The organism is Enterococcus sp. DIV0755b (assembly GCF_051713765.1).
Lineage (GTDB): Bacteria > Bacillota > Bacilli > Lactobacillales > Enterococcaceae > Enterococcus_C > Enterococcus_C canintestini.
Genome location: NZ_JBIOQN010000001.1, coordinates 269,382 through 289,456, shown reverse-complemented (window position 1 = coordinate 289,456; position 20,075 = coordinate 269,382). Strand labels below are relative to the sequence as shown.

16 protein-coding genes are annotated in these 20,075 nt (G+C 37.1%); 10 read left to right on the top strand and 6 right to left on the bottom strand.

What is annotated here, in order from left to right; all coding sequences use genetic code 11:
- Positions 1–65 precede the first annotated feature (65 nt).
- The 8 genes from IGI65_RS01555 (at position 66) to lepB (IGI65_RS01520) (ending at position 9,294) form a co-directional block, all read left to right on the top strand.
- Positions 66–4,223 carry a pectate lyase-like adhesive domain-containing protein gene (locus tag IGI65_RS01555; protein WP_438773020.1) on the top strand — a complete coding sequence of 1,386 codons (4,158 nt, stop codon included), beginning with the start codon at positions 66–68 and terminating at the stop codon, positions 4,221–4,223.
- Between the two features lie 17 nt (positions 4,224–4,240).
- Positions 4,241–4,600 carry an LPXTG cell wall anchor domain-containing protein gene (locus tag IGI65_RS01550; protein ID WP_438773019.1) on the top strand — a complete coding sequence of 120 codons (360 nt, stop codon included), beginning with the start codon at positions 4,241–4,243 and terminating at the stop codon, positions 4,598–4,600.
- On the top strand, positions 4,597–5,361 hold the full coding sequence (locus IGI65_RS01545; RefSeq protein WP_071864083.1) for a WxL domain-containing protein: 765 nt from the start codon (positions 4,597–4,599) through the stop codon (positions 5,359–5,361). Before IGI65_RS01550 ends, IGI65_RS01545 begins: the two co-directional genes overlap by 4 nt.
- Before the next feature lie 19 nt (positions 5,362–5,380).
- Complete coding sequence (locus IGI65_RS01540; protein ID WP_438773018.1) at positions 5,381–6,139, top strand: WxL domain-containing protein; 759 nt, start codon at positions 5,381–5,383, stop codon at positions 6,137–6,139.
- A gap of 91 nt (positions 6,140–6,230) precedes the next feature.
- Positions 6,231–7,322: a DUF916 and DUF3324 domain-containing protein gene (locus tag IGI65_RS01535; RefSeq protein ID WP_438773017.1), complete on the top strand. Its 1,092-nt coding sequence runs from the start codon at positions 6,231–6,233 to the stop codon at positions 7,320–7,322.
- Positions 7,323–7,334: 12 nt separating this feature from the next.
- Positions 7,335–7,994 carry a hypothetical protein gene (locus IGI65_RS01530; RefSeq protein WP_438773016.1) on the top strand — a complete coding sequence of 220 codons (660 nt, stop codon included), beginning with the start codon at positions 7,335–7,337 and terminating at the stop codon, positions 7,992–7,994.
- A gap of 8 nt (positions 7,995–8,002) precedes the next feature.
- Positions 8,003–8,614, top strand: coding sequence for a signal peptidase I (gene lepB / locus IGI65_RS01525; protein WP_438773015.1), 612 nt, complete (start codon positions 8,003–8,005; stop codon positions 8,612–8,614).
- Positions 8,615–8,619: 5 nt separating this feature from the next.
- A complete protein-coding gene (gene lepB, locus IGI65_RS01520; protein WP_438773014.1) occupies positions 8,620–9,294 on the top strand; it encodes a signal peptidase I in 675 nt (224 codons plus the stop codon).
- Positions 9,295–9,453: 159 nt separating this feature from the next.
- On the opposite strand, the gene IGI65_RS01515 is transcribed toward lepB (IGI65_RS01520), so the two are convergent.
- Positions 9,454–10,221 (bottom strand): alpha/beta hydrolase, encoded by a 768-nt coding sequence (locus tag IGI65_RS01515; protein ID WP_438774400.1) that lies wholly within the window; start codon positions 10,219–10,221, stop codon positions 9,454–9,456.
- Positions 10,222–10,822: 601 nt separating this feature from the next.
- Here IGI65_RS01515 and IGI65_RS01510 point away from each other — a divergent pair.
- Positions 10,823–14,398 (top strand): SpaA isopeptide-forming pilin-related protein, encoded by a 3,576-nt coding sequence (locus tag IGI65_RS01510; protein WP_438773013.1) that lies wholly within the window; start codon positions 10,823–10,825, stop codon positions 14,396–14,398.
- A gap of 253 nt (positions 14,399–14,651) precedes the next feature.
- Positions 14,652–15,692 (top strand): helix-turn-helix transcriptional regulator, encoded by a 1,041-nt coding sequence (locus IGI65_RS01505; protein WP_438773012.1) that lies wholly within the window; start codon positions 14,652–14,654, stop codon positions 15,690–15,692.
- Positions 15,693–16,458: 766 nt separating this feature from the next.
- Here IGI65_RS01505 and IGI65_RS01500 read toward each other — a convergent pair.
- The 5 genes from IGI65_RS01500 to IGI65_RS01480 form a co-directional block, all read right to left on the bottom strand.
- The gene (locus tag IGI65_RS01500; RefSeq protein ID WP_438773011.1) at positions 16,459–17,007 is read right to left on the bottom strand and encodes an ECF transporter S component; all 549 of its coding nucleotides are present in this window, start codon (positions 17,005–17,007) and stop codon (positions 16,459–16,461) included.
- A gap of 190 nt (positions 17,008–17,197) precedes the next feature.
- Positions 17,198–18,400, bottom strand: a complete 1,203-nt coding sequence (locus tag IGI65_RS01495) for a tyrosine-type recombinase/integrase (RefSeq protein WP_438773010.1) — start codon at positions 18,398–18,400, stop codon at positions 17,198–17,200.
- Positions 18,401–18,402: 2 nt separating this feature from the next.
- Complete coding sequence (locus tag IGI65_RS01490; RefSeq protein ID WP_095803326.1) at positions 18,403–18,597, bottom strand: DUF3173 domain-containing protein; 195 nt, start codon at positions 18,595–18,597, stop codon at positions 18,403–18,405.
- A gap of 46 nt (positions 18,598–18,643) precedes the next feature.
- Positions 18,644–19,489: a rolling circle replication-associated protein gene (locus tag IGI65_RS01485; protein WP_438773009.1), complete on the bottom strand. Its 846-nt coding sequence runs from the start codon at positions 19,487–19,489 to the stop codon at positions 18,644–18,646.
- A gap of 204 nt (positions 19,490–19,693) precedes the next feature.
- A complete protein-coding gene (locus tag IGI65_RS01480; RefSeq protein WP_424684367.1) occupies positions 19,694–20,044 on the bottom strand; it encodes a hypothetical protein in 351 nt (116 codons plus the stop codon).
- Positions 20,045–20,075: the final 31 nt, after the last annotated feature.

Sequence of the window (20,075 nt, the reverse complement as noted above, 5' to 3'; positions counted from 1 at the left end):
GAAAATACGCTCATTGCTTTTCTCCAATGGGCAAAAAAACACAATAGAAAGGAGTTGAGAATTGAATGAAGAAAGAGAAAAAAGGGTTGATTGTTTTAATGGCAATTGCGGGTTTGTTGCTAGTTGGCAATGTTATTGGCTATTTACAGCCGATTTTTGCGGGTGAAGATCAGACAGTCCAAACGACAGATGGTACAAATAACTTAAATTCATCTATTGATGAGATAGTAAATTCAAAAGAAACTGGTGAGACTACTACAAATGTAAATGGGAATAGGGCTAAGGAGGACGCGGATTCAACGCATAAGGTGGAAGAATCTTCTAGTGATGATAGTGCAATAAAACCTTTGAAAATTGGTGTTCAAGATAATCAAAATGTTGCCGAAGTTACAACATGGGCAGAATTTATGAATGCCTTTGGGACTGCAACTGTAGATGTAATCAGTATTCAAAATGACATTGCTATTCCTGAAGGTTCCGGGGGCGTTACGGATGGTGTAACGGTAGATCTTAGAAGAAATGATACTTTGAGTAATGGATTAAACCAATATTCGGGATTATATGAATCAAATACAGCAAGACCACTCATTATTGAAGGTAACAATCATAAATTTGATTTTGGTAGTATTTGTATAACATTGCATCCTGCAACAGTACCATCTGGTGCAACACGTGGTTGGGATTTAACTTGGCGCAATTTGGAAGTTTATCACGGAAACTATTATGGATTCTTTACTCTACGAGATTTGAATGATGCCGAAAATATATCATCTGCAACTTATGAGAATATCACTAATTATGGTAATCAAGTAATTCATTCTGAGAATGCTTTAGTAACGCTAAAAGGATCGTTTAAAACTATTCAACAAGAATACTTTAACTCTGGACTTCGATCAGAGAGTGGTTGGAGAAGCTCAGGAACTAACCAAGTAAATTTTCGTGTAACTGATATGGTAATTGAAGATGAAGCAGTTATAGAGATGGAAACGTTAGAAGCTGGGAATGTCTATTTGCAATCCGGTGGTAGTTTGAAAATTGGTAAAAATGCTAATGTAAAGATAAAAGCAGGACAGAATGATAGTACTGGTGAAGGAGATGGTGATGCGACAAACCTTCGTATTTCAGGAAATGTTGAAGTTGGTGAAAAGGCTACAGTAGAACTCATTCCTAAGCCAAACTACTCTGCAATTCAATTAACTGGGAGTGGCGCAGCTATCGATATTGGAAATTCTGCAGCTGTCAACATTACCTCAACTGGACATACTAATAATTATTCTGGAAGTAACCGGAGTATTGTTAGTCTTGCTGGAGGTTCTAAATTAACCGTGAATGAAGAGGGAACATTGAACATCAATGCAACAGGTATGGGAAGTTCTAATTCCGATATTATTTACGTATCCGGTGCGGCTGAATTTACAGTTCAGCGAAAAGGTACTTTTGATGTGAAAAGCGATAGCACTTCAAACTCCCAACGATTGATCAATATTCGTAATTCTAACTCGGTATTTCGTTTTGCGGATGCACAACGAGTTAATTTACAAAGGACCAGTTTAATTAGTGGTACTTCTAACGGATTAATCGAAATAGCTGGAAGTAGTGGGTATTTAGATGTCGATATTCAGAAAGTAAATCGCTGGGAGCAAGGAAATCTAACTGATACACCTACAAAAGTTTGGACACCAATGTATGGTATGAATATTGTATACAACAGTCAAACTTCCACCGTACAAAATGCATCTTCTCTTACTGAAGAAACAGTAAATACTTTTAAGAATGAATTTAAGACAAATAATACGCAACGTGTTTTATTTGAGTATATTCCTGACGTAAATGTCAGCATAAACAGTATAGCAACTGATAATGTTGATGATGATTCTTCTTACGTTATTCGTGGGAATACAAATCCAGGTGCTTATGTGCGAATTTGGGATGAACCTATTAATGATACTGTTACGCCAGCAATGGATGCTAGTGATAATAATGTGGAAAGCCCAGCAGAAATGGCTTCGCCAGTTGAAGGAGATCCTGATTTCACAAGTAATTTTACGTTACAAGCTGATGAAACAACAGGTGACTTTGAATATACTATTCCAAATGGTAAGAAGCTGATTGCTGAAGGTAAAGTGAAAGTATTTGCTTTCCTAGAAGGCAAATATGATGAGGCGGAGCAAATTATATTGGATGCGACACCTCCGACCGCAGACCCTAAATCCTATATTATAAGCGTTGGCGATTCTGCACCAAATTCAAGTGCACTAGTAAAAAATGTTCAAGATACAAACCCATTAAAACAGACATTTACTTATTCTTATGCAGATCCAGATGGAGTGAATGCTTTATTAAATACTCCTTCTGAAGAGGGGCATAATGTAGAAATTGTTGTAGAAGATAATGCGGGGAATTCAACTACCGTTACCTCTAAATTAATTATTTGGGATTTAGGCCAGGAACTAAAGGGCGAAGATTTTAGTATAAAATCAAATGATGTTTCAGGAAAATCAGAAGAAGAATTGAAACAGATAATTCGAGATAATGGTAATTTAACAGCCTTTACATTATTTGAAGGTGAACAAGTGGATTTATCTGATCGAATCGAAATTACGGATTTAGATGGTATTTCGCCAACTCCCGGTGATTATACTGTGACATTAAATGTTCCTGCTGATACAAGTATTGGTTTGACAAGCCCTTTGACGGGTACGCTGATTGTAACGGTAAGTGATGATGTTCCCCCAACTGGCACTGGCAAATCAACATTAGTACCTCTAGGTAAGCCAGAATATATTACTGAAGGTGAATTGAAAGACTTTCTAGCAGAATTTAGTGATAATGTTTCGGAACCTGAAAACATCACAGCTAGCTTAGTTAATCCTGATACTATTGAAGAATTAGTTGAAACTACGGGTGAAAAAATCATTCAACTTACTTTAAAGGACGAAGCGGGAAATATTAGTGAACCAATTGATATTCCGATTACCGTGTTTGATGGCGAAGTAAGTGGCAATGTTGCAATTACCGGAGAAGGTTTTCGTTTGGATCGAAGTGAATGGGAAAATGCAGTTACAGAAAATCAATTAAAAGAATTCATTTTAGCAAATGGGCAAGTAGAAGCGGTAGAGCTGATTGATGGTGTAGTTACTTCTGTGACCGATACAGATAAGGTCAGTATTGATGTGGAAGAAGTCATCGTCGATAGTGCTCATGAAGAACAACCAATGACGATTACATTAACTGTCGACAATGGAACGGATAAAGTTTCTAAAACTATTCAAGTAACTTTTAATGATAAAACAGCGCCAACAGCCGAGCCGAAACCGACAGAGATTAATATTGGGAATGTTAATGCCATTCAAAATGCCGATCCAAAAATATTTTTAGAAAACTTGACCGATAATGTAAGTGAAGTAGACAAGATAAGTGTGGAATTTGCTGAAAATCAAGATTTTGATGAAATGGTACAAACTCCAGGTCCAAAAGAGTTGCTGATTGAACTAGTAGATGAAGCCGGCAATAAAGCGATTATTACAGTGGAAATTACAATTTTTGATAATAGCTTAACGATTCGATTTGTCGATAGTAAAGATCAAGATATTGTGACACCAGTCGTAATTAGCGACAAGATTCCAGGCGATAAAGTTGATTTAACGGCAGAGCAAGCTGTTTTAAAAGGATTACAAGAGGCAGAGGATTTACATTACTTGCTTTTAACTAGGCCTGAAGATGAGGATCAAGTAGAAGTGACTTCCACCGGTAAAATTGTGAAGTATGAATTTGACGGTACTTTATTTATCTCTTCTTATCCTAAAACATTGGATTTTGAAACACATCAAGTTTGGTTTTCTGACATTCGTGTGGATAAACCACAATATCAAGAACCATTAGTGATTTGGGATAATCGTGGCATAAAAGCTAACTGGACATTAACGGCAACCTTGACAAAGGACTTCACCTTGCAAGCAGGAGATGTTGATGACCCAAACTTTGTTTTGACAGATGTCTTAAGTTATCAAAAAACTACTGAAGAAAATTCAGCAGTGGTACTTCACGATGAAGCAGAAGCAGTTTATTCAGCGCAGCATGCTGAAAACCAATCAGAATATAACATTAGTGATACCTGGGATGAAAACGGACCTGGGTTGAAATTTGAAACAACAGCTGCCAATGTCAAAAAACTCGGCGATTACCAGGCAGAAATTCTTTGGACATTAGGGGATGCAAGGTAGAAAGGACGTGAGAAAAAATGGAGCGCAGAATTTTTAGTCTTAAACAAATTGTAACAACCGCCGTTATTTTTCTTACGTTGTTTACATCCTTTGGTGAATTTTACGCCGAAGAACAAGGCCAAAAATCGCAAAGTGTAACGACAGAAGGTGTGGTTGTATTTGAAGAAGGAGAACAAGGAAGTGTTGAATCCACGCAACAGTCACAAAGTATTACACCAGTTGCAAAACCTAGTGGTACGTCAAAACCGTATGGTAAAAGTTACCCTGCTACAGGGGAAATGATAAAGAAAAGTTTGATGTACACAGGTGTTGGTCTCATCTTACTATTCTTCTTGTTACTTTTTTGGAAGAAACGCAAAAAGGAGGAGAAGGGATGAAAAAATTCTTTTTACTGTCTTCTTTCCTTTGCTTGATGATGCCACAGGTGGTATTGGCACAAAGCGACACTGCTGGAACAGGAAAAATTGAGTTTAATGATCAGCAACAAGTAGCCGATCCTGAAAATCCAGTAAATCCAATTGAACCAGAAGATTTAATTCCCCCTAGTTCAGATTTATTACGGTTGGATTATGTTCCGAGTTTAAACTTTTCAACGCAAAAAAGTGATACAAATGATCAAAAATATGCAGCAAATGCCATGATGTTTGCAGATGACACAATGCCACGAGCACACTTTATTCAAGTAACCGATCGTAGAGGAACAAAGGCAGGGTGGAACGTTAGTGTCAGACAAGAAAAACAATTTGCCACAGCAGAGAATATAGAGTTAGACGGTGCGATGTTGTCTTTTGATTATTCTTGGACGAATGGTTCGGATAAAAACAAAGCACCAGTTGTAAAAAAAGACATCATTGAAATGAAAATTGGCGAAACACAAGAAATCGCCAATGCTAAAAAAGGTACAGGGGATGGTACTTGGTTTATCTCATTTGGCGCATCACAAAATAATTCGCAGGGTGTAAAAAATACTTTAGAACCGAGACTTGACCGTGACGATCAAGTAATTATGCACGATACGTTTAACAAACCATTATTTTTAAATTCTGCTATCCAACTGACAGTCCCAGGACGAACAGAAAAAGTTATCGGTAAACCTTATAAAACGGAGCTAACTTGGATTTTATCTGAGTTACCATAAAAAATTGGAGGAAAAGAAGATGAAAAACATTACAAAATTAACTACCACAGCATTACTAGGAGCATTGGCGTTAGGCGTGGTTGCCCCAGTCGCAAGTGCAGCCCCAGAAGAAGTTACGGGAAAAGGTGTGATTCGCTTTGACCAAAGTAATCCAGAAATTCCTGAAGTAACACCACCAGGAAAAGATGAACCTGAAATTGATGAACCCGAAATTAACCCAGATAAAGGGCCATTAATGATTGTATCGGTAACGGATTTAGACTTTGACACGCATTCAATTCCTGTCGGGAATGCGGATCGCGAATATTTTGCGAAACCTTTTACAACCAAAGCAACAGGTACAGAAGATGATGTAACAATGGCGCATTTTGTTCGCTATATGGATATTCGAGCTGATGGTCAACAAAATCATCATAGTATTATGGCGCAACTGACATCACCATTTACACACGAAACAAATGCGAGTAGTACATTAGAGGGTGCCTCGATTCTTTATGACGATATTTCTATTCTGCCAGTAACACCAACACCAACCGCACAAGTTCCTCAAACTGGAGTTAAAACGAGTGTTGAAATTTCAGATGAGCCGGTTGAAATAGTAAACAACAATCAAGATGCAGATGGCGGTCGTGGTCTATTTGATTTAGTTTTTGGTTACGATGAAAATGATAATTATGATAATTACGATAGCGTATCCTTAAAAGTACCGGCGGCAGTAAATATGCAAGAAGGTGAATATACCGGTGAGGTTACGTGGACAATTGGTGATGCACGATAATTTGTAAGACATAGTTTTACCATTCAGACGGCTGCGGTGTGTGGTCATTTTCAAGTAGCCGTCTGATTTAATGACTAAAGGGGTGTGTACCATGAATAAAAAGGCCTGGTTGGGAATAATCTTAGTCTACATAACAGGATTATTTCTCGGAAATGCAACCATCAGTTACGCTGATGAGAGCGGTGAGGTGGAAGGTGGCTTCTCTTATGAAGTCATCCGACCGGAAAATCAAATAGATAAGGGTGTCGGCTATTTTGATTTGTTAATGAAACCAGAACAAAAACAGACAGTCAAAATAAAGTTGAACAATACAGGTGACAAAGAAATCACCATTTTGGTGGGAGCCTATGGTGGAAAAACCAACAGTGGTGGTGTGATTGAGTATAGTAATAATGCGATTGAAAATGATAAATCATTAAAATATCCTTTTGAATCGATTATAAAAGTACCAAAAGAAGTCAAACTGGCGGCCAATTCATCAGAAGATTTAAATATCGAAATTACAATGCCTAAATCAGAATTTGAAGGCTATATTGCTGGTGGTATTTTATTACAGGAAAAAGATGCGGAAGGGGCAAAATCTCAAAGCCAACAAGGAATGGTAGTCAATAAGTTTGCCTATCTAACCGGCATGTTACTAAGTGAGAAGAAAACAGATAACATAAAACAAGAAATGAAATTAAATCGGGTTTATGCAACATCTAAAAATCATCGCAATGTGATCAATGTGAATTATTCCAATATCCAACCAGATTTTGTTGATGGTATGACGACAGATGTGCAGATTATGAAAGCAGATGCCGATGAAGTAGTATATGATGCGAAAAAATCACAAATGCGCATGGCCCCAAACTCGATGATTGATTTTCCGGTTAGTTTAGAAGGTTCGGAAATGGTGCCGGGAGATTATCGGGCTAAAATTTTAGTAACAACGGAAGCAGGTGGCCGGTGGGAATGGGAGCAAAAATTCACCATTACCGATGAAGAAGCAGATAAATACAATGCACGCGATTTAACCTTGGTACAAGAACCAGGACTGAACTGGCGTTTGATTTTACTAATTGTCGGCGGTCTATTACTGGTGTTGCTGCTCATTTATTTAATTGTCCGCAAAATGAATAAAGAGCGTCGCAAAAAAGAATTAATTGCCAAAAAATTAGCAGCGAAAAAGAAAAAAGAATAGGGGGAGGTAGTGATGGAACTACTTGATTGGCTTTTTGTCATCCTCTTATCACTGGCTATTTTCGCGGTAATTTTCTTAGTTATTTCACTGATTGGCTGGACTGTAGGTAGTCAAAAGTTAAGTAAAGTTAGTGCACTAAAGCCCAATAAAAAACAGCGACGTGCTTGGCTAGAGTATCGACTGGAATTGACGAATCAAATTAGTAAAAAAAGAAATCATGCAGTTTTTGCGCTGATCTTTGCAGCAGTTTTTGCTGGTGGAAGCTTTTATATTCAGTATCACCAATCTACCAGTTTGACCGCCAAAGACTCAGAAAATGTAGTGCAAGGCTATTTTATCTTGCAAGAATTGGAAAAACAATTAACCGAACTTCCCAATAGTAGTAATAAAAAAAAGACGCAAGCGACTATTTATGAACTGTCTTCGCGTTTGGTTAGTTATGGCTCAAATGTTCCTGAACCAAGATTAGGAAAAGAAGAAAAATTGGTCTTAAAACAACTCTACACCCGCATGAAACAATTAGGAATTAATTTAGCTGGACTTTCCATTACCCAGCTAAAAACAGAAGATGTCAATACCGGTTATTTAAATGATATAAAAAGAACGCAATTAGCCCAGGAAAAAGTTTTTGAGCACTTTAAGGTCAATAAAACTGCCCTCCAACAAGAATAGGAGGGCTAATGATGAAAAAGAAATTAACGCCCTATCAACTTAGTATCCTAGCTCGTCATATTGAGCAAAAAAGGCGTCAGCAAATTTGGCGGGACAGTCTGATTACAATCCTGATTTTTAGTCTATTGGTAATCGGTACTTTCTTAGCATTCTTTCGCGTTTGGCAAGTTGAAGATTTTAGCATGTTGCCTAATTTGCAAGCAGGTGATCATTTACTTTTAGCCAAACATAAAGAGATCACGCGCTTTGATTTAATCGCGTTTGACATCCCTGGGCAAAACAAACAAGCAATTCGGCGGGTAATTGGTTTACCGGGAGAAGATATTCGTTATTACGACGATATTTTATACGTGGGAAGTCGCGAAATACCGGAACGCTTCTTAAGTGAGGAGTTATTAGCAGCTAAAGAGCAAGATTATCAATTGACGCAAAATTTTACGTTGCAGGATATTCGTGGAACAAAAAAGCAACGAATTCCTGAAAATCATTATTTGGTTTTGGCAGATAACCGTAGTTTTGGTATGGATAGTCGTGACTATGGTCTGATTGCCAAAGAAAATATTTTAGGCGTTGCCAGTGGAATAATTTTTCCTATTTCTACGATGCAGTTTAGGAGTTGAAGGTGATGGCAGAAATAAAGAAAAAGCAGCAAAAATCACAAATTACATCGCCTACAATGACTCAAAAAAGAAAGCGTAAAAAGTTGTCACAAGCTCAAATCGCCCTTATTTTACGTCACCGTCGAAAGCAACGATTACAAAAGTATTGGGATTACTTTTTATTATTTGTAGCGATTGCATTTTGTATTTTCTTTTTGACCAACTACAAAGCCCATCAAATTGTTGGCAATTCTATGCTGCCAACCTTAGCAAACGGCGATCGTATTCTAATAAAAAAAACACAAAATATTCAACGTTTTGATATCGTTACCTTTCGTCCGGATGAAAAAAATACAGAAGAAACTTATATTAAACGGGTCATCGCAATGCCAGGTGATAAATTTGTGATTCAAGGAACGAATATGTATTTATTTTTCCAAAAAAGTATTGTAGAAGATTTTGAAGCTATGCGCTATACCAGTAATTTACCAGACAGTACGGAAGTTTTGCAGTTGGATAAAAAAGTGGCGGATAACTTACGCAATAAAACCCAAATTCCGAAAGACTATTATTTGGTTTTAGGAGATAATCGTAAAAATTCGGCAGATAGCCGCGTCTTAGGTCTTATCCCCAAAAATAATCTTGAAGGAGTAATGAAATTCCGCTTTTATCCACTCAGTAAAATAGAAATAGTCCACTAATTTAATCAAAAAAATAAGACGAGCTAGTCTGACTGTACTTGCTAAAAGAAGATAGATTTTAGCAAGCTAACACAGTAGCCTATTTCGTCTTTTTTGATTGCAAAAATTTACTTTTAGATTTGAGATTAGGGTCGCAAAAATGGCGAAACTAAAAATAAATTAATTTTGGCTTTGATAAAACGTTTTTGTTGCCATTTTGTAATTTTTCATCAAGTTATGATGGGCTTTTTTGGAAATTTTGGCTTTAGGAACGACTAAATCAAAAGCGTGAAATACGCCTTGATAGACGTCTAGCTGCGCTTTTATACCGGCTTTTTGCAACTGCTCGATATAATTTTTGGTCTCATCATAAAAGGGTTCTTCGCGGCCTACATAAGAATAAGTCGGCGGTAATCCTGCGTAGGTGTTAAGACGGGCTGGCGCAGCGTAAACAGAAACATCATCTGTTTTAAAAGCTGTACCTAGATAGAGTTTCCAGGCAGTTTTATTGGAGGTAATATTCCACAAGGGCCCATTATTATCTTGCATTGAAGGTGTTTGCATCCGGTCATCTAACATTGGATAAAGTGGTATCTGATAGGCAATGTTTACTTCACCTTTGTCTTTGGTATAAACAGAAAGACAACACGTCAGACCTCCGCCTGCACTTTCGCCACCAATAAATAATTGGTTTTTATTGATACCAAGCGTTTTTGCGTTGTTTTTCATCCATAAAAGACTAGCATAAGCATCTTCTAAAGCCGCAGGAAAAGGTGCTTCAATAGATAGACGATAATCTGGCGCAATTACGATTGTCTCACTTGTATGAATAAATTCTTCGATTGTTCCTGTTTCTTGTTCTGGCAAGCCATTGGCATAACCACCACCATGGAGCCAAAGTAGCCCGGTGGTAGGTTTTGTTGTCGTGGGGTTTTTAGGGCCGTAAATACAAAGACGAATCTTATTGCCGGCGTTTCCTTTAATCCATTCTTCACGATAAAAAATGTCGTCACTTTTGGGTCTTTTTTGGCATAAAGTTTTTTATAAAGCCATTGGACTTTTTTGAAAGTTTTGGGTGATTTTACTTGTGTGATAGGCTGCAAAAGGCACCTACGACACGTAGTTGCTTATCTAAATGACTCAATTTGAATTTCATCTGCTACGCTCCTTTTTCTACAGTGTAGCATTAATAAAAGGCGAGAAAAAATTGTTTGATTTTATTTATCTAGATAGAGATAAAAAGATTTAATTTAACGAAATAAATTTAGGTGGGCTCTTTTTAAAGAGGTTTATATTCGAAATGAAATTGAATCAATCATACTTGTGCGGTTTTGGTAAATTTTAAATTCCATTTTTGTTCGTTATTTTAATCGTTTTTTTTAACACGTTTTTCTAGGTTTTAGTCTTAAAGCTAGCAAAAATTAATTTGTCAAAAAGTTTGAATTATGGCGCTAATAACCCACTTCTTGTGATCGTTTTCTTGTCAAAATGGTAATTACTTGAAAGATTGATTTGAGAATTATATACTCGCAAAAAAGGGGGGATTAGCATGAAAAGAAAGGTTCAAAGGTTGGGTAAGTTTCTTTTTGCGGCAATGTTGGTTTTACCAATTTTATTGCCTGTTATTTTTTCTGGATCCGTACTGGCTGCAGATCAAAAATTGGCGTTAACATTTCAGCCACAGCCGACACAAGTTACAGATCAAGGTGAACTATTGGTAACAACTGCAAATCCTGATAATTTAATGGTTACGGTGACGCCAGATACAGGATTGCAATTGACTAAAAAGAATGTGATGGCTGGTATTGTTACATATCATTACAAGGTAGATGCGGTCGGAAAATACACGATTAGCGCCAAACAAGGTACAAATCAAAATGATGTAGAGTCTGTGACGGTTGATATTGCAGCAAAAAATACCACGACAACTAAAGATGTATCAGCAACGGCTACCAGCGGAGTGCAAACGAGTACACAAACTGCGCAAAGTCAAACTGCCACCAGCAGTAAAGAAAGTACAAGTATCAGTGAAAGTACACGTACACCAAAAACAAAGCAAATAACTAATCAAAGTACGTCTCAAACAACACAAGAAAAAGCAACAAGTAAAGCGGTAAAAGGAGCAACTGTCCCAGAATTACCAGCAGAAGATGAAGATAAGTTGGGGAATCTTTGGGATTACAATGCTTATTTAACCGGACAACATTCGGCAAACATGGCCGATACTGAAGGTGCATTAGCGGTAAAAGGCGATAGCGTTTTTCCTGATGATTTACAAACATTTACTTATGGTGCTTCATTTCGGGAAGTGAACACGACAATCGGAGACCCGATTCGACCAGATCAGTACGTCAATGTCTTGATTGGGGGTAAAATTGATAATCGCGCCAAAAATGATTGGGTAAAACCAGTCGTCGAAAATCGGACGAATGATGAGAAAACGCAAGGCTGGCTAGTAGGCCGGATGAATATGAACGATTGGATTTATAAAAATTTAGGGGAATGGTTTTCAGCTATTGCTTACAAAACTAGTGACAGTGTCATTGATAGTGCGTTTGCTAAACTGCAAGCACAACAAGACCAGTTAACTGAAAAATTAACGCAATTGACAACTAATTTAGGGGAAACAGTTTATGAAGGGGACAATTTTAACTTAGTCACTTCAAAAAGTGACGCCCAAGTATTGATTTTAAAACCAACGAGTACCCAAGATTCTTTAGAGCTTAAAACACTTTCTATTCCCGCAGAATATCTCCAAGGGAGTCGTTACAAACAAATTATTGTCAGTTCCACAGCTACAAAAGTTGTGATGAATGGAACCAGTATTGCTGGCGCTGTCCAACAAGATGTGGGGACGTATAGTCAATTAGCCAGTAAAGTTTCCTTTTATTTTCCCAATGCGCAAAGCATTACAAATTATTTAGAAGATGACGGTTCTTATCCTGACACATCACGCCCTGGTATTGCAGAAGATGGGTCGGATAACTATGGTAAAGATAATGGCAAAAATTATTACCATAGTTTTACCATTGGGAGTATGATCGCTCCTAATGCGACGATAGTTTATCACTCAGGTAGTATTAACGGTTACGTTTTTGCCAAAAATTTACATCAACGTGACGGCATGGAGATCCATAACTTCTATAATCCGTGGTTACCAGAGATTGAACAAGAACAAGACGGGGAAGTGCAGTTGCACAAAGAAGATGCCGCCGATAAAACGGCTCTTGCTGGAGCTGAATTTGGTATTCGTAAAAAAGGGGACACCGATTTTATCGCGGTGAAAGCAACAGATGAAGCTGGTGATTTAAGCTTTAATAATTTGGCCTATGGCGAATATGAAATAGTAGAAACAAAAGCGCCCGCAGGTTATCAATTATCTACAACTGTTCATGCAGTGACGATTAATGAAGAAAAAACAACAATTCAACTGACCTTAGAAAACAAAAAAGAACTGATGATGAAAGTTGGCCTTGAGATTCATAAATTTGATTCTGAAAATCAGGCATCCTTATCTGGTGCAGTCTTTGGTTTAAGAGGATTGCGGGAACATGATTTTATCAAAGAAGAAACAGATGCATATGGTAATGCTGAATTTGGTGATCTTCTACCTGGTTTTTATGAACTTGTTGAATTAACTTCACCAGAAGGTTATGAAATTGCGCCACAAACGCAAATTGTTTATGTGGATGGTCAAGAGCAAAAGAAAGTGATTAACTTTGAAAATAAAGCTAAAGTAGCAAAAAAAGGGAGCATTCAACTGAAAAAAATTGATGCCACAACAGGAGAAGCCTTAGCTGGCGTTGAGTTTGGGGTGCGGGAATTAGGACAACGAGATTTTATCACCAAAAAGACGGATAGTCAGGGTGTAGTTCAATTTACCGATCTAAAAGCAGGCGCATTTTATACGGTAGCAGAATTAAAAGCTATTCCGGGCTATGAATTAACACCCCGACCATTAATTGTAAAAGTCAGTGAAAAAGGACAAGATGTCAATATTGGCAACTGGACCAACCAAAAAGAAGTCTTCAAGACAGGTTCTTTACAAATTGAGAAAACCGATCAAGATACTGGTGCAGCACTCCCAGGGGCAATTTTTGGGGTGCGCGCATTAGGTCAAAGAGAATATAATGAAAAAGAAACAGATGCTAACGGTATGGTGCGTTTTGATGATTTAGCCCAAGGCGTTTATGAAGTGCGGGAATTAAAAGCCCCCCTTGGCTATGGAAGTACCAATCTGGTTAAAAAAGTTAGCGTCGGTTATGATGAAGAAAATGTGCTTACGGTTGAAAAGTGGACAAATGTGAAAACCGCAGTCCAACTTGGTAGTGGTAAAATCATTAAAACAGATGAAAGCGGCACACCACTCGCAGGGGCAGAATTTGCCATTCGTAACGATCATGAAAGAGAGTTTAGTCATAAGGCCACCACAAATGAACAGGGGGAAGCTTATTTTAATAATCTACCTTTTGGCAAATATGACGTAATTGAAACAAAAGCGCCTGCTGGCTATCAACCTGATGGGAAAATGTACCATCTCTTTGTCGGTAACGCCGAAACAGATGAAGAAACGCTAACGATTACAAACCAAAAGAAAACTACTACTACAGGCCAAGTTGCCCTTGAAAAAAGAGATACGAGTGACATGGTAATGAGTGGCGTTGTGTTCAGTTTGGAAAAAGCGGACGGTACGGCATTGGGTACTTATACGACAGATGAAAATGGCCGTATCTTTGTCAAAGATTTACCTTTTGGAGATTATCAATTTGTCGAACAAAAAACTTTGCCAGGCTATGTTCTTGATCAAACACCGTTAACTTTTAGTTTGACCCAAGAAAATGAGACACAAGTCCTGTTGTTAAATATGGTGAATGAAAAGGAAACACCAACTGAGTCGACAATAGACTCAACGACAAGTACAACAGATAGCACAACGACAACAGATTCCACGACAAGTACGACAAATTCTACGCCAGGGAAGTCTGATGCAACCACCAATAGACCCACCAGCTCAACTAATACCCATTATCCTAAAACAGGAGATCAGCCAAACTGGTATTTGGTGATTGGTGGAACGGGGCTATTAGCTGGAGTAGTTTATCTGTTTTATCGAAAAAATAAATAATGGCTAGGCAAAATTAAATTCTAAAAACCGCATCCAAAAGTACTCTTTAAAGCGTACTTTTGGTGCGGTTCTTCCTTTTTTAGCCCTTGTTGCCCCATTGAAACTGGATTAGTTTTTACTCGCATTTTAAGGAGTGGAGGAAATTGGTTTTGATGATAAGATAATTCGTAACTGAAGTTGTGGGAAAATATTATGTGCGAGAAATTTTAGTTTATAATAAAGAGTGAGAAGTAATGACAAGGAGGCCTTTTTTGTGAATGGACAAAAGCGCATATTAATGATTTTTTTGCAATTGTTGCGTGGTAGAAAGATTACGAAAAGAGAATTAATGGCAACATTTGACAAAAAAGAATCCACGATTCAGCGGGATATGGCGATTATTGATGAAGTTCTTTTAGAAGAAATAGAAGGAAAAACAATGCGTGAAACGGTTTTTGTAGCTCGTGATGGTAAAGGAAATTATCAATTAAAAGATTACGGGAATTTATTTGATTTAGAAAAACTTTCAGATGAAGAGTTACTGGTTTTGCTAAAAATTCTTTATGGCAGTCGCGTATTTAATGCCCATGAGTTAAAACAAATGCACGAAAAGTTACTTTCTATGGCCCAACAACCCGAAATATTGCAAAATTTCTTACGTAATGAAGAATTTTATTATGAAGGTGTAGCCAAAAATGACTTATTAGATCAAATTCAGCTAATTTGTGAAGCGATTCAAGAAAGTCGATTGGTAGAGTTTACTTATACAAAAAATGGAGTTACCAAAACGTTGAAACGTCTACCAGAAGCGATTCATTTTTCGGATATGTATTTTTATATGATTTCAGATAATCATTATGGTAAAGACAATGCAAATTTAACTGAGATGAATAAGTTTCGCATTAACAACATGGAAAACCTGCAAAAGCTAGCGGAGTATTTACCCCACAAAGCATACAAAGAACGTTATGAAGGGGGCGTGTTACGCAATCAGACCGGTAAATTTTCATATTTTGGTCAGCCCATTACCATGATAGTGGAATTTTATTTTGATCCAGTTTATGTCTTGGATCGCTTTCCCAATTCTAAAATTATTCGACAAGAAGATAATGTTTACACCATTGAAATGCAAGTTAATGATGGTTATGGAATGAAAATGTGGTTATTGAGCCAAGGAGATATGATTAAAGTGCTCTCGCCTGCGTCCATGCGGGATTATACTGTTAACGAGATGATTGGTGCTTTAGAAAGTTATGGTTTTGAAGTATATAAAGATGGCGAGCAAAAACATGTGCAAGATCTGGATAGTAATTGATTCTTTATAAAAATGGGGAAGTATGAAGCGTGTTGGTTTGATTTTTTTAAGTGATATATAGAAGTAAAAGGCAAGTGTATAAAGTAAGTAAATTTATAGGCAATGTTAAAGCCAGTGGTTTTTTCAACCCCTTACTGGTACATGGAAAAAATACTTAGATGTAACAAACTGCACTCTAAGTGTTGAAAATCAAGGATAGATTTTGTTTACTCCAAAAATTTGACTATTTTTAGTAACGTAAAACCCGCTGTAAGCAAACGCTTTTTATGCGTCTGTTTATAGCGGGTTATTTTAAAGATAAAGTGATTATATGCTTCACAATGATTTAGGTATTGTGTTTTTCTTTAGTTAAGCATTATAAACGAACGGGCTCCCTAGGATAGTAAGTTGTCGAAATTTTTTAATTTCAGTTTACTACTTGAGAGCCAAAACAGTTCGTTATACTTTTATGTGCTTATGAACTTTTTTTGTTCATAACAAAAGTGATGCTATGATATTAAATAAATCTTTGGTGTATGGAAATTACTGCTAAGAATACATCTGATGACAAACTGTGCCATTTGCTCAATTTGACAGATGTTGTTTTCTTTGGCGAAATTCCAGTTGCCAAAGAGTTATTAACACATGAATCGCGCACTTTGCAGAGAAAATTTTCCTTAGAGAAAGGTTTTATAATTCTCATCTCTTTTAGTATAACGTATTAGGTAGTCATCATATGACTGGTAAAAAATCACTTCTTTTTGAGAGGTGGCTTTTTAGTGACAGATTAAAAATGTAGGCGAGAACGATTCAAAAGGGGATGTTTCATTACCCAAGCGACAACTAAACAGGACAATATCTTATCAACTATGCTGTCAGTCACTGCTCCCCAATAAGCTGCTGTAATCATTTTTTGTCCGTTGGCTTTTAAACTAATAATCAAAAAATCAGTAATAGAATTTGAAAAGCCACCGAACATGATTAAGCGAATCGGCGCACTAATCAGAGAACCAAGTAAGGTTATCAAGATGCCTGTAAAAAAGGCCCGTTTGTAGTCAAAGCCATTTTTTGCTATCAGATTTGTAATAATCGCAATCGCGATACTGACGAAAATAAAAGGTAAAAAAAGTGGTCCACTGATGATACTAATCACTAAACTGGTAACGATTGCGGTCAAAATGCCATAACGCATTTCAAAATTTGCCGCTACAAAAATGGTCCCAACTACATCAAAATAAAGAAAAGGGATACGGGCAGAGGCAATAATTGTTCCCAAAATAATATTAACGCACACAGCTAGTGCACAAATAGCAAAAATTTTAGTCGAACGATTCATTATAATAGTATAGTCTCCTCTAAATAATTAAAACAAAAACCAGTCGAGATTACTCGACTGGTTCAGTACTCATAATTGAGATTTATTTCACCTGTTTTTTATTCCCACTCAATATGAGTAGCTTCGTTAAAAAGCTATTATACCAGTGTTTTTCCAGCCTGTTCTTCAATTTGGTAGGGAAATGGTAGGGTTAGATTTTTACTGCTTGATTTCCGTTAAAGTTCGCAACACTTGATTCTTTTGCATAGGTAAATTTGATATTCCCAGTCATTTGTTCTGCAATTCCTTCATCATTGCGGCTCCACAAATGTGCGTAGTGCTTCAATGTGATTTCGGGACTCGAATGTCCCAGTCGTTGAGATACGACTAGAATATCGGCATTAAATTCATTGATTAAGTAGCTGACGTGAGAATGGCGTAATCCTTTTCCTTGAATGATGGGAACTTTTGCTAATTTGGCGTAGCGCTGAATAATTCTCTGAACCGTTGAACGATAAAGAGGGAGATCAGTGTAACTAAGAATAAATTGCTCTACTCCATGATTCTTTTGAACCTTTTGCCACTCTTCAAGTACTTTAATGGTGTCATTATCCAAAGAAATGATTCGAAGACCACTTTCAGTTTTTGTATAGGGTTTTCGGATAAAATTTTTTTGATTTTCCATTTCCAAAGTATGGTGAATTCTTAGCTTTTTCCGCTTGAAATCTACATCATTCCAATTCAATGCCAAACCTTCGCTTACTCGAATTCCTGTCATATAGTACAACCAAATTAATACAAAGCACATATGTTCATAGAAATCGTCTTTATAGATTTTTGCCAAAACTTTTTCAAATTCTTCTTTCGTCCAATAGGGAACAATCGATTTTCCTTTTGGAATTGCTTTTGTCCTTTTGGAGATATTATCATTCAAGAATTGGAGAGTAACGGCATAATCGAGTGATTTGCGAAACATACCATACATAAGAGAACTGTATGCTTGGGAATAGCCACTTTCATTGAGTAGCCAGATTCGATAATTCTCACAGTCACGTACATTTATTTCGCGTAACTTTTTATCTCCAAAATGTTCAGTAATTTGAGTGAGTCCACATTCACGAGAACCCCACGTACTTTTTTGAACACATGCTTTGTAGTGAGGAACGTAAGATTGTTCCATGAAGTCTTTGTAGGTTAAATCATAATTAGCAAAGCCGTTTGCAACCATGTATTCGTTTTTGATGCGCATAACTTCTTTATGTGCTTCACGAGCGGATGAAAATCGTTTACCTAAAGAATCTTTTGTTCCTTTCTTCTGAATCCTTTTACCAGTTACTTGGTCTGTACCTAATTCAACTAGATAGGAAATCCGACCATTTTTATCTTGATAGACACATGGGTACTTCGTCTTCATAATTATTCCTCCTGCGAAAGAGGAATCCCTAGAATTTCTTCAATAACTTGTCGGGGAACGACCCCAACTCTTTTATTATTATAATATGGGTATCCCTGGTTTACCATTCTTACTTTAGCTTGTCTAATAATGGTGACAGCTTGATTCGTTTTGAATCCAAGTTCTTCTAAATCTTTTCGACAGATCATATTTTTCATTTCATAAACTCACTTTCATAGAAAACACAGACATTGATTAGTAGTGTTACTTCTTTATTTTTGTATAACGAACAGTGCTTTCTTGAAAATCCATCACTTGTTCTGGATTCCCATCTTCATTAACAGCACTGTAAAATATTGGACGTCTTACAAGATACTCATTGGTATAAAGCACGTCTTGATTTGTGGTATCAAAAGGTTGGTCCACGAGTTGTTTTGTGACACTAGGTATTTTGAGATTCTGAGATTTGAAGAACGCTTTTTTCTTATGCTCTTTCATATCCAAGTCCTTATCAAAATATTTACTGATATAGCATCCACGATTTTCGATACTATCCACATCAATCTTGTTGATTTTGACAAATCCATGTCCCCAGATGGTTGTAAGGCGATTGAAGGAGATAAAAGGAAAGTCAAACAGGATAATGTGATAATGGATGGCGCCTCGTTCTTGTTTTTCCCACGTGGCAAGGTATTTTAGTTTCGATTTTTTTGTGTGATAGAGTTCGTAGTTTAGTCGTTTGATAAATTTATTAAATTCATTATTCGCATAGGCAATGTCTTGAATGTTTTCTCTGAAAGTGAGGGTTAAAAATTTTGTCTGATTGTCAAAGTTCATATCCACGAGTCGAGCAATTTCAAATCGCATATTTTGATAGTGTTTTTGTTTTCGTTTTAAGCTATCGTATTGTCCTTGAGCGGATAGTTCATCATAGTTTTTTCTTTTATCAGTAGTCGTATTTTCTTCTTCATAAAGCCAGGCTAATTCTTTTTTTCGTTTTGGATTGGTTTCATTTTTGTCTGCTTTTTGTTTCGGAGTAATGATTGCTTCATAATCATAAATTTCAAGGTACGTGGGAGTTTCAATGATTTTCTGATTATAAGCCTTCAAAAATCATCACTCCTTGTTGTTTATTCAATTGTCAATGAGCCGTTTATTTTCTCTAGATGTTGTTCTATAAATCAAGTTAAGGGGAAGTCCTGCAAAGCAGTCCTTCCAGCCTATGTGTTTATTGGGCGGTCTTAACGGACAGAAGCGGCTCTATGGCGCTGCCCCGCCGTTTCGTCCTAACCACCCAACAAACCCATAGGAAAATTAGTCTTGCGCAGTGGGACCTTGTTTTTTCGGAATCAAAGTTGCCGCATCTGCCGTGGCTGATAAACCATAGCTGACAAATTGACCGTTAGAGCGACCCCAAGGTGCAATCACTAAATTGGCAAATGTAACCATGGCTAAACCTTGTTGGGTAAGTTCTTCCGGAGTAATCACAGGATATTCAGATTTGACTTTGACACTGATTTTCTCGTAGCGGAGTTTTGGTAGGATACATTCGTAACTCCAACCTAGAATTTCTCCGTCTTTTTGCCAGCGAGTAACATTGACAACTTGATATTCTTTTTCGAGTTTTTCTTTTGGTAAAGTGAGATCATTGATTTTAATTGGCATAATAGCCCTCCTTTTTTGATATACGATAATT

Excerpts from the sequence above, each read along its gene's own strand:
- IGI65_RS01500 (WP_438773011.1), bottom strand. The coding sequence starts at position 17,007 with ATGAATCGTTCGACTAAAATTTTTGCTATTTGTGCACTAGCTGTGTGC.
- IGI65_RS01550 (WP_438773019.1), top strand. The coding sequence starts at position 4,241 with ATGGAGCGCAGAATTTTTAGTCTTAAACAAATTGTAACAACCGCCGTT.
- IGI65_RS01495 (WP_438773010.1), bottom strand. The coding sequence starts at position 18,400 with ATGAAGACGAAGTACCCATGTGTCTATCAAGATAAAAATGGTCGGATT.
- IGI65_RS01530 (WP_438773016.1), top strand. The coding sequence starts at position 7,335 with ATGGAACTACTTGATTGGCTTTTTGTCATCCTCTTATCACTGGCTATT.
- IGI65_RS01545 (WP_071864083.1), top strand. The coding sequence starts at position 4,597 with ATGAAAAAATTCTTTTTACTGTCTTCTTTCCTTTGCTTGATGATGCCA.
- IGI65_RS01490 (WP_095803326.1), bottom strand. The coding sequence starts at position 18,597 with ATGAAAAATATGATCTGTCGAAAAGATTTAGAAGAACTTGGATTCAAA.
- IGI65_RS01480 (WP_424684367.1), bottom strand. The coding sequence starts at position 20,044 with ATGCCAATTAAAATCAATGATCTCACTTTACCAAAAGAAAAACTCGAA.
- IGI65_RS01535 (WP_438773017.1), top strand. The coding sequence starts at position 6,231 with ATGAATAAAAAGGCCTGGTTGGGAATAATCTTAGTCTACATAACAGGA.
- lepB (WP_438773014.1), top strand. The coding sequence starts at position 8,620 with ATGGCAGAAATAAAGAAAAAGCAGCAAAAATCACAAATTACATCGCCT.
- IGI65_RS01540 (WP_438773018.1), top strand. The coding sequence starts at position 5,381 with ATGAAAAACATTACAAAATTAACTACCACAGCATTACTAGGAGCATTG.
- IGI65_RS01510 (WP_438773013.1), top strand. The coding sequence starts at position 10,823 with ATGAAAAGAAAGGTTCAAAGGTTGGGTAAGTTTCTTTTTGCGGCAATG.
- IGI65_RS01555 (WP_438773020.1), top strand. The coding sequence starts at position 66 with ATGAAGAAAGAGAAAAAAGGGTTGATTGTTTTAATGGCAATTGCGGGT.
- lepB (WP_438773015.1), top strand. The coding sequence starts at position 8,003 with ATGATGAAAAAGAAATTAACGCCCTATCAACTTAGTATCCTAGCTCGT.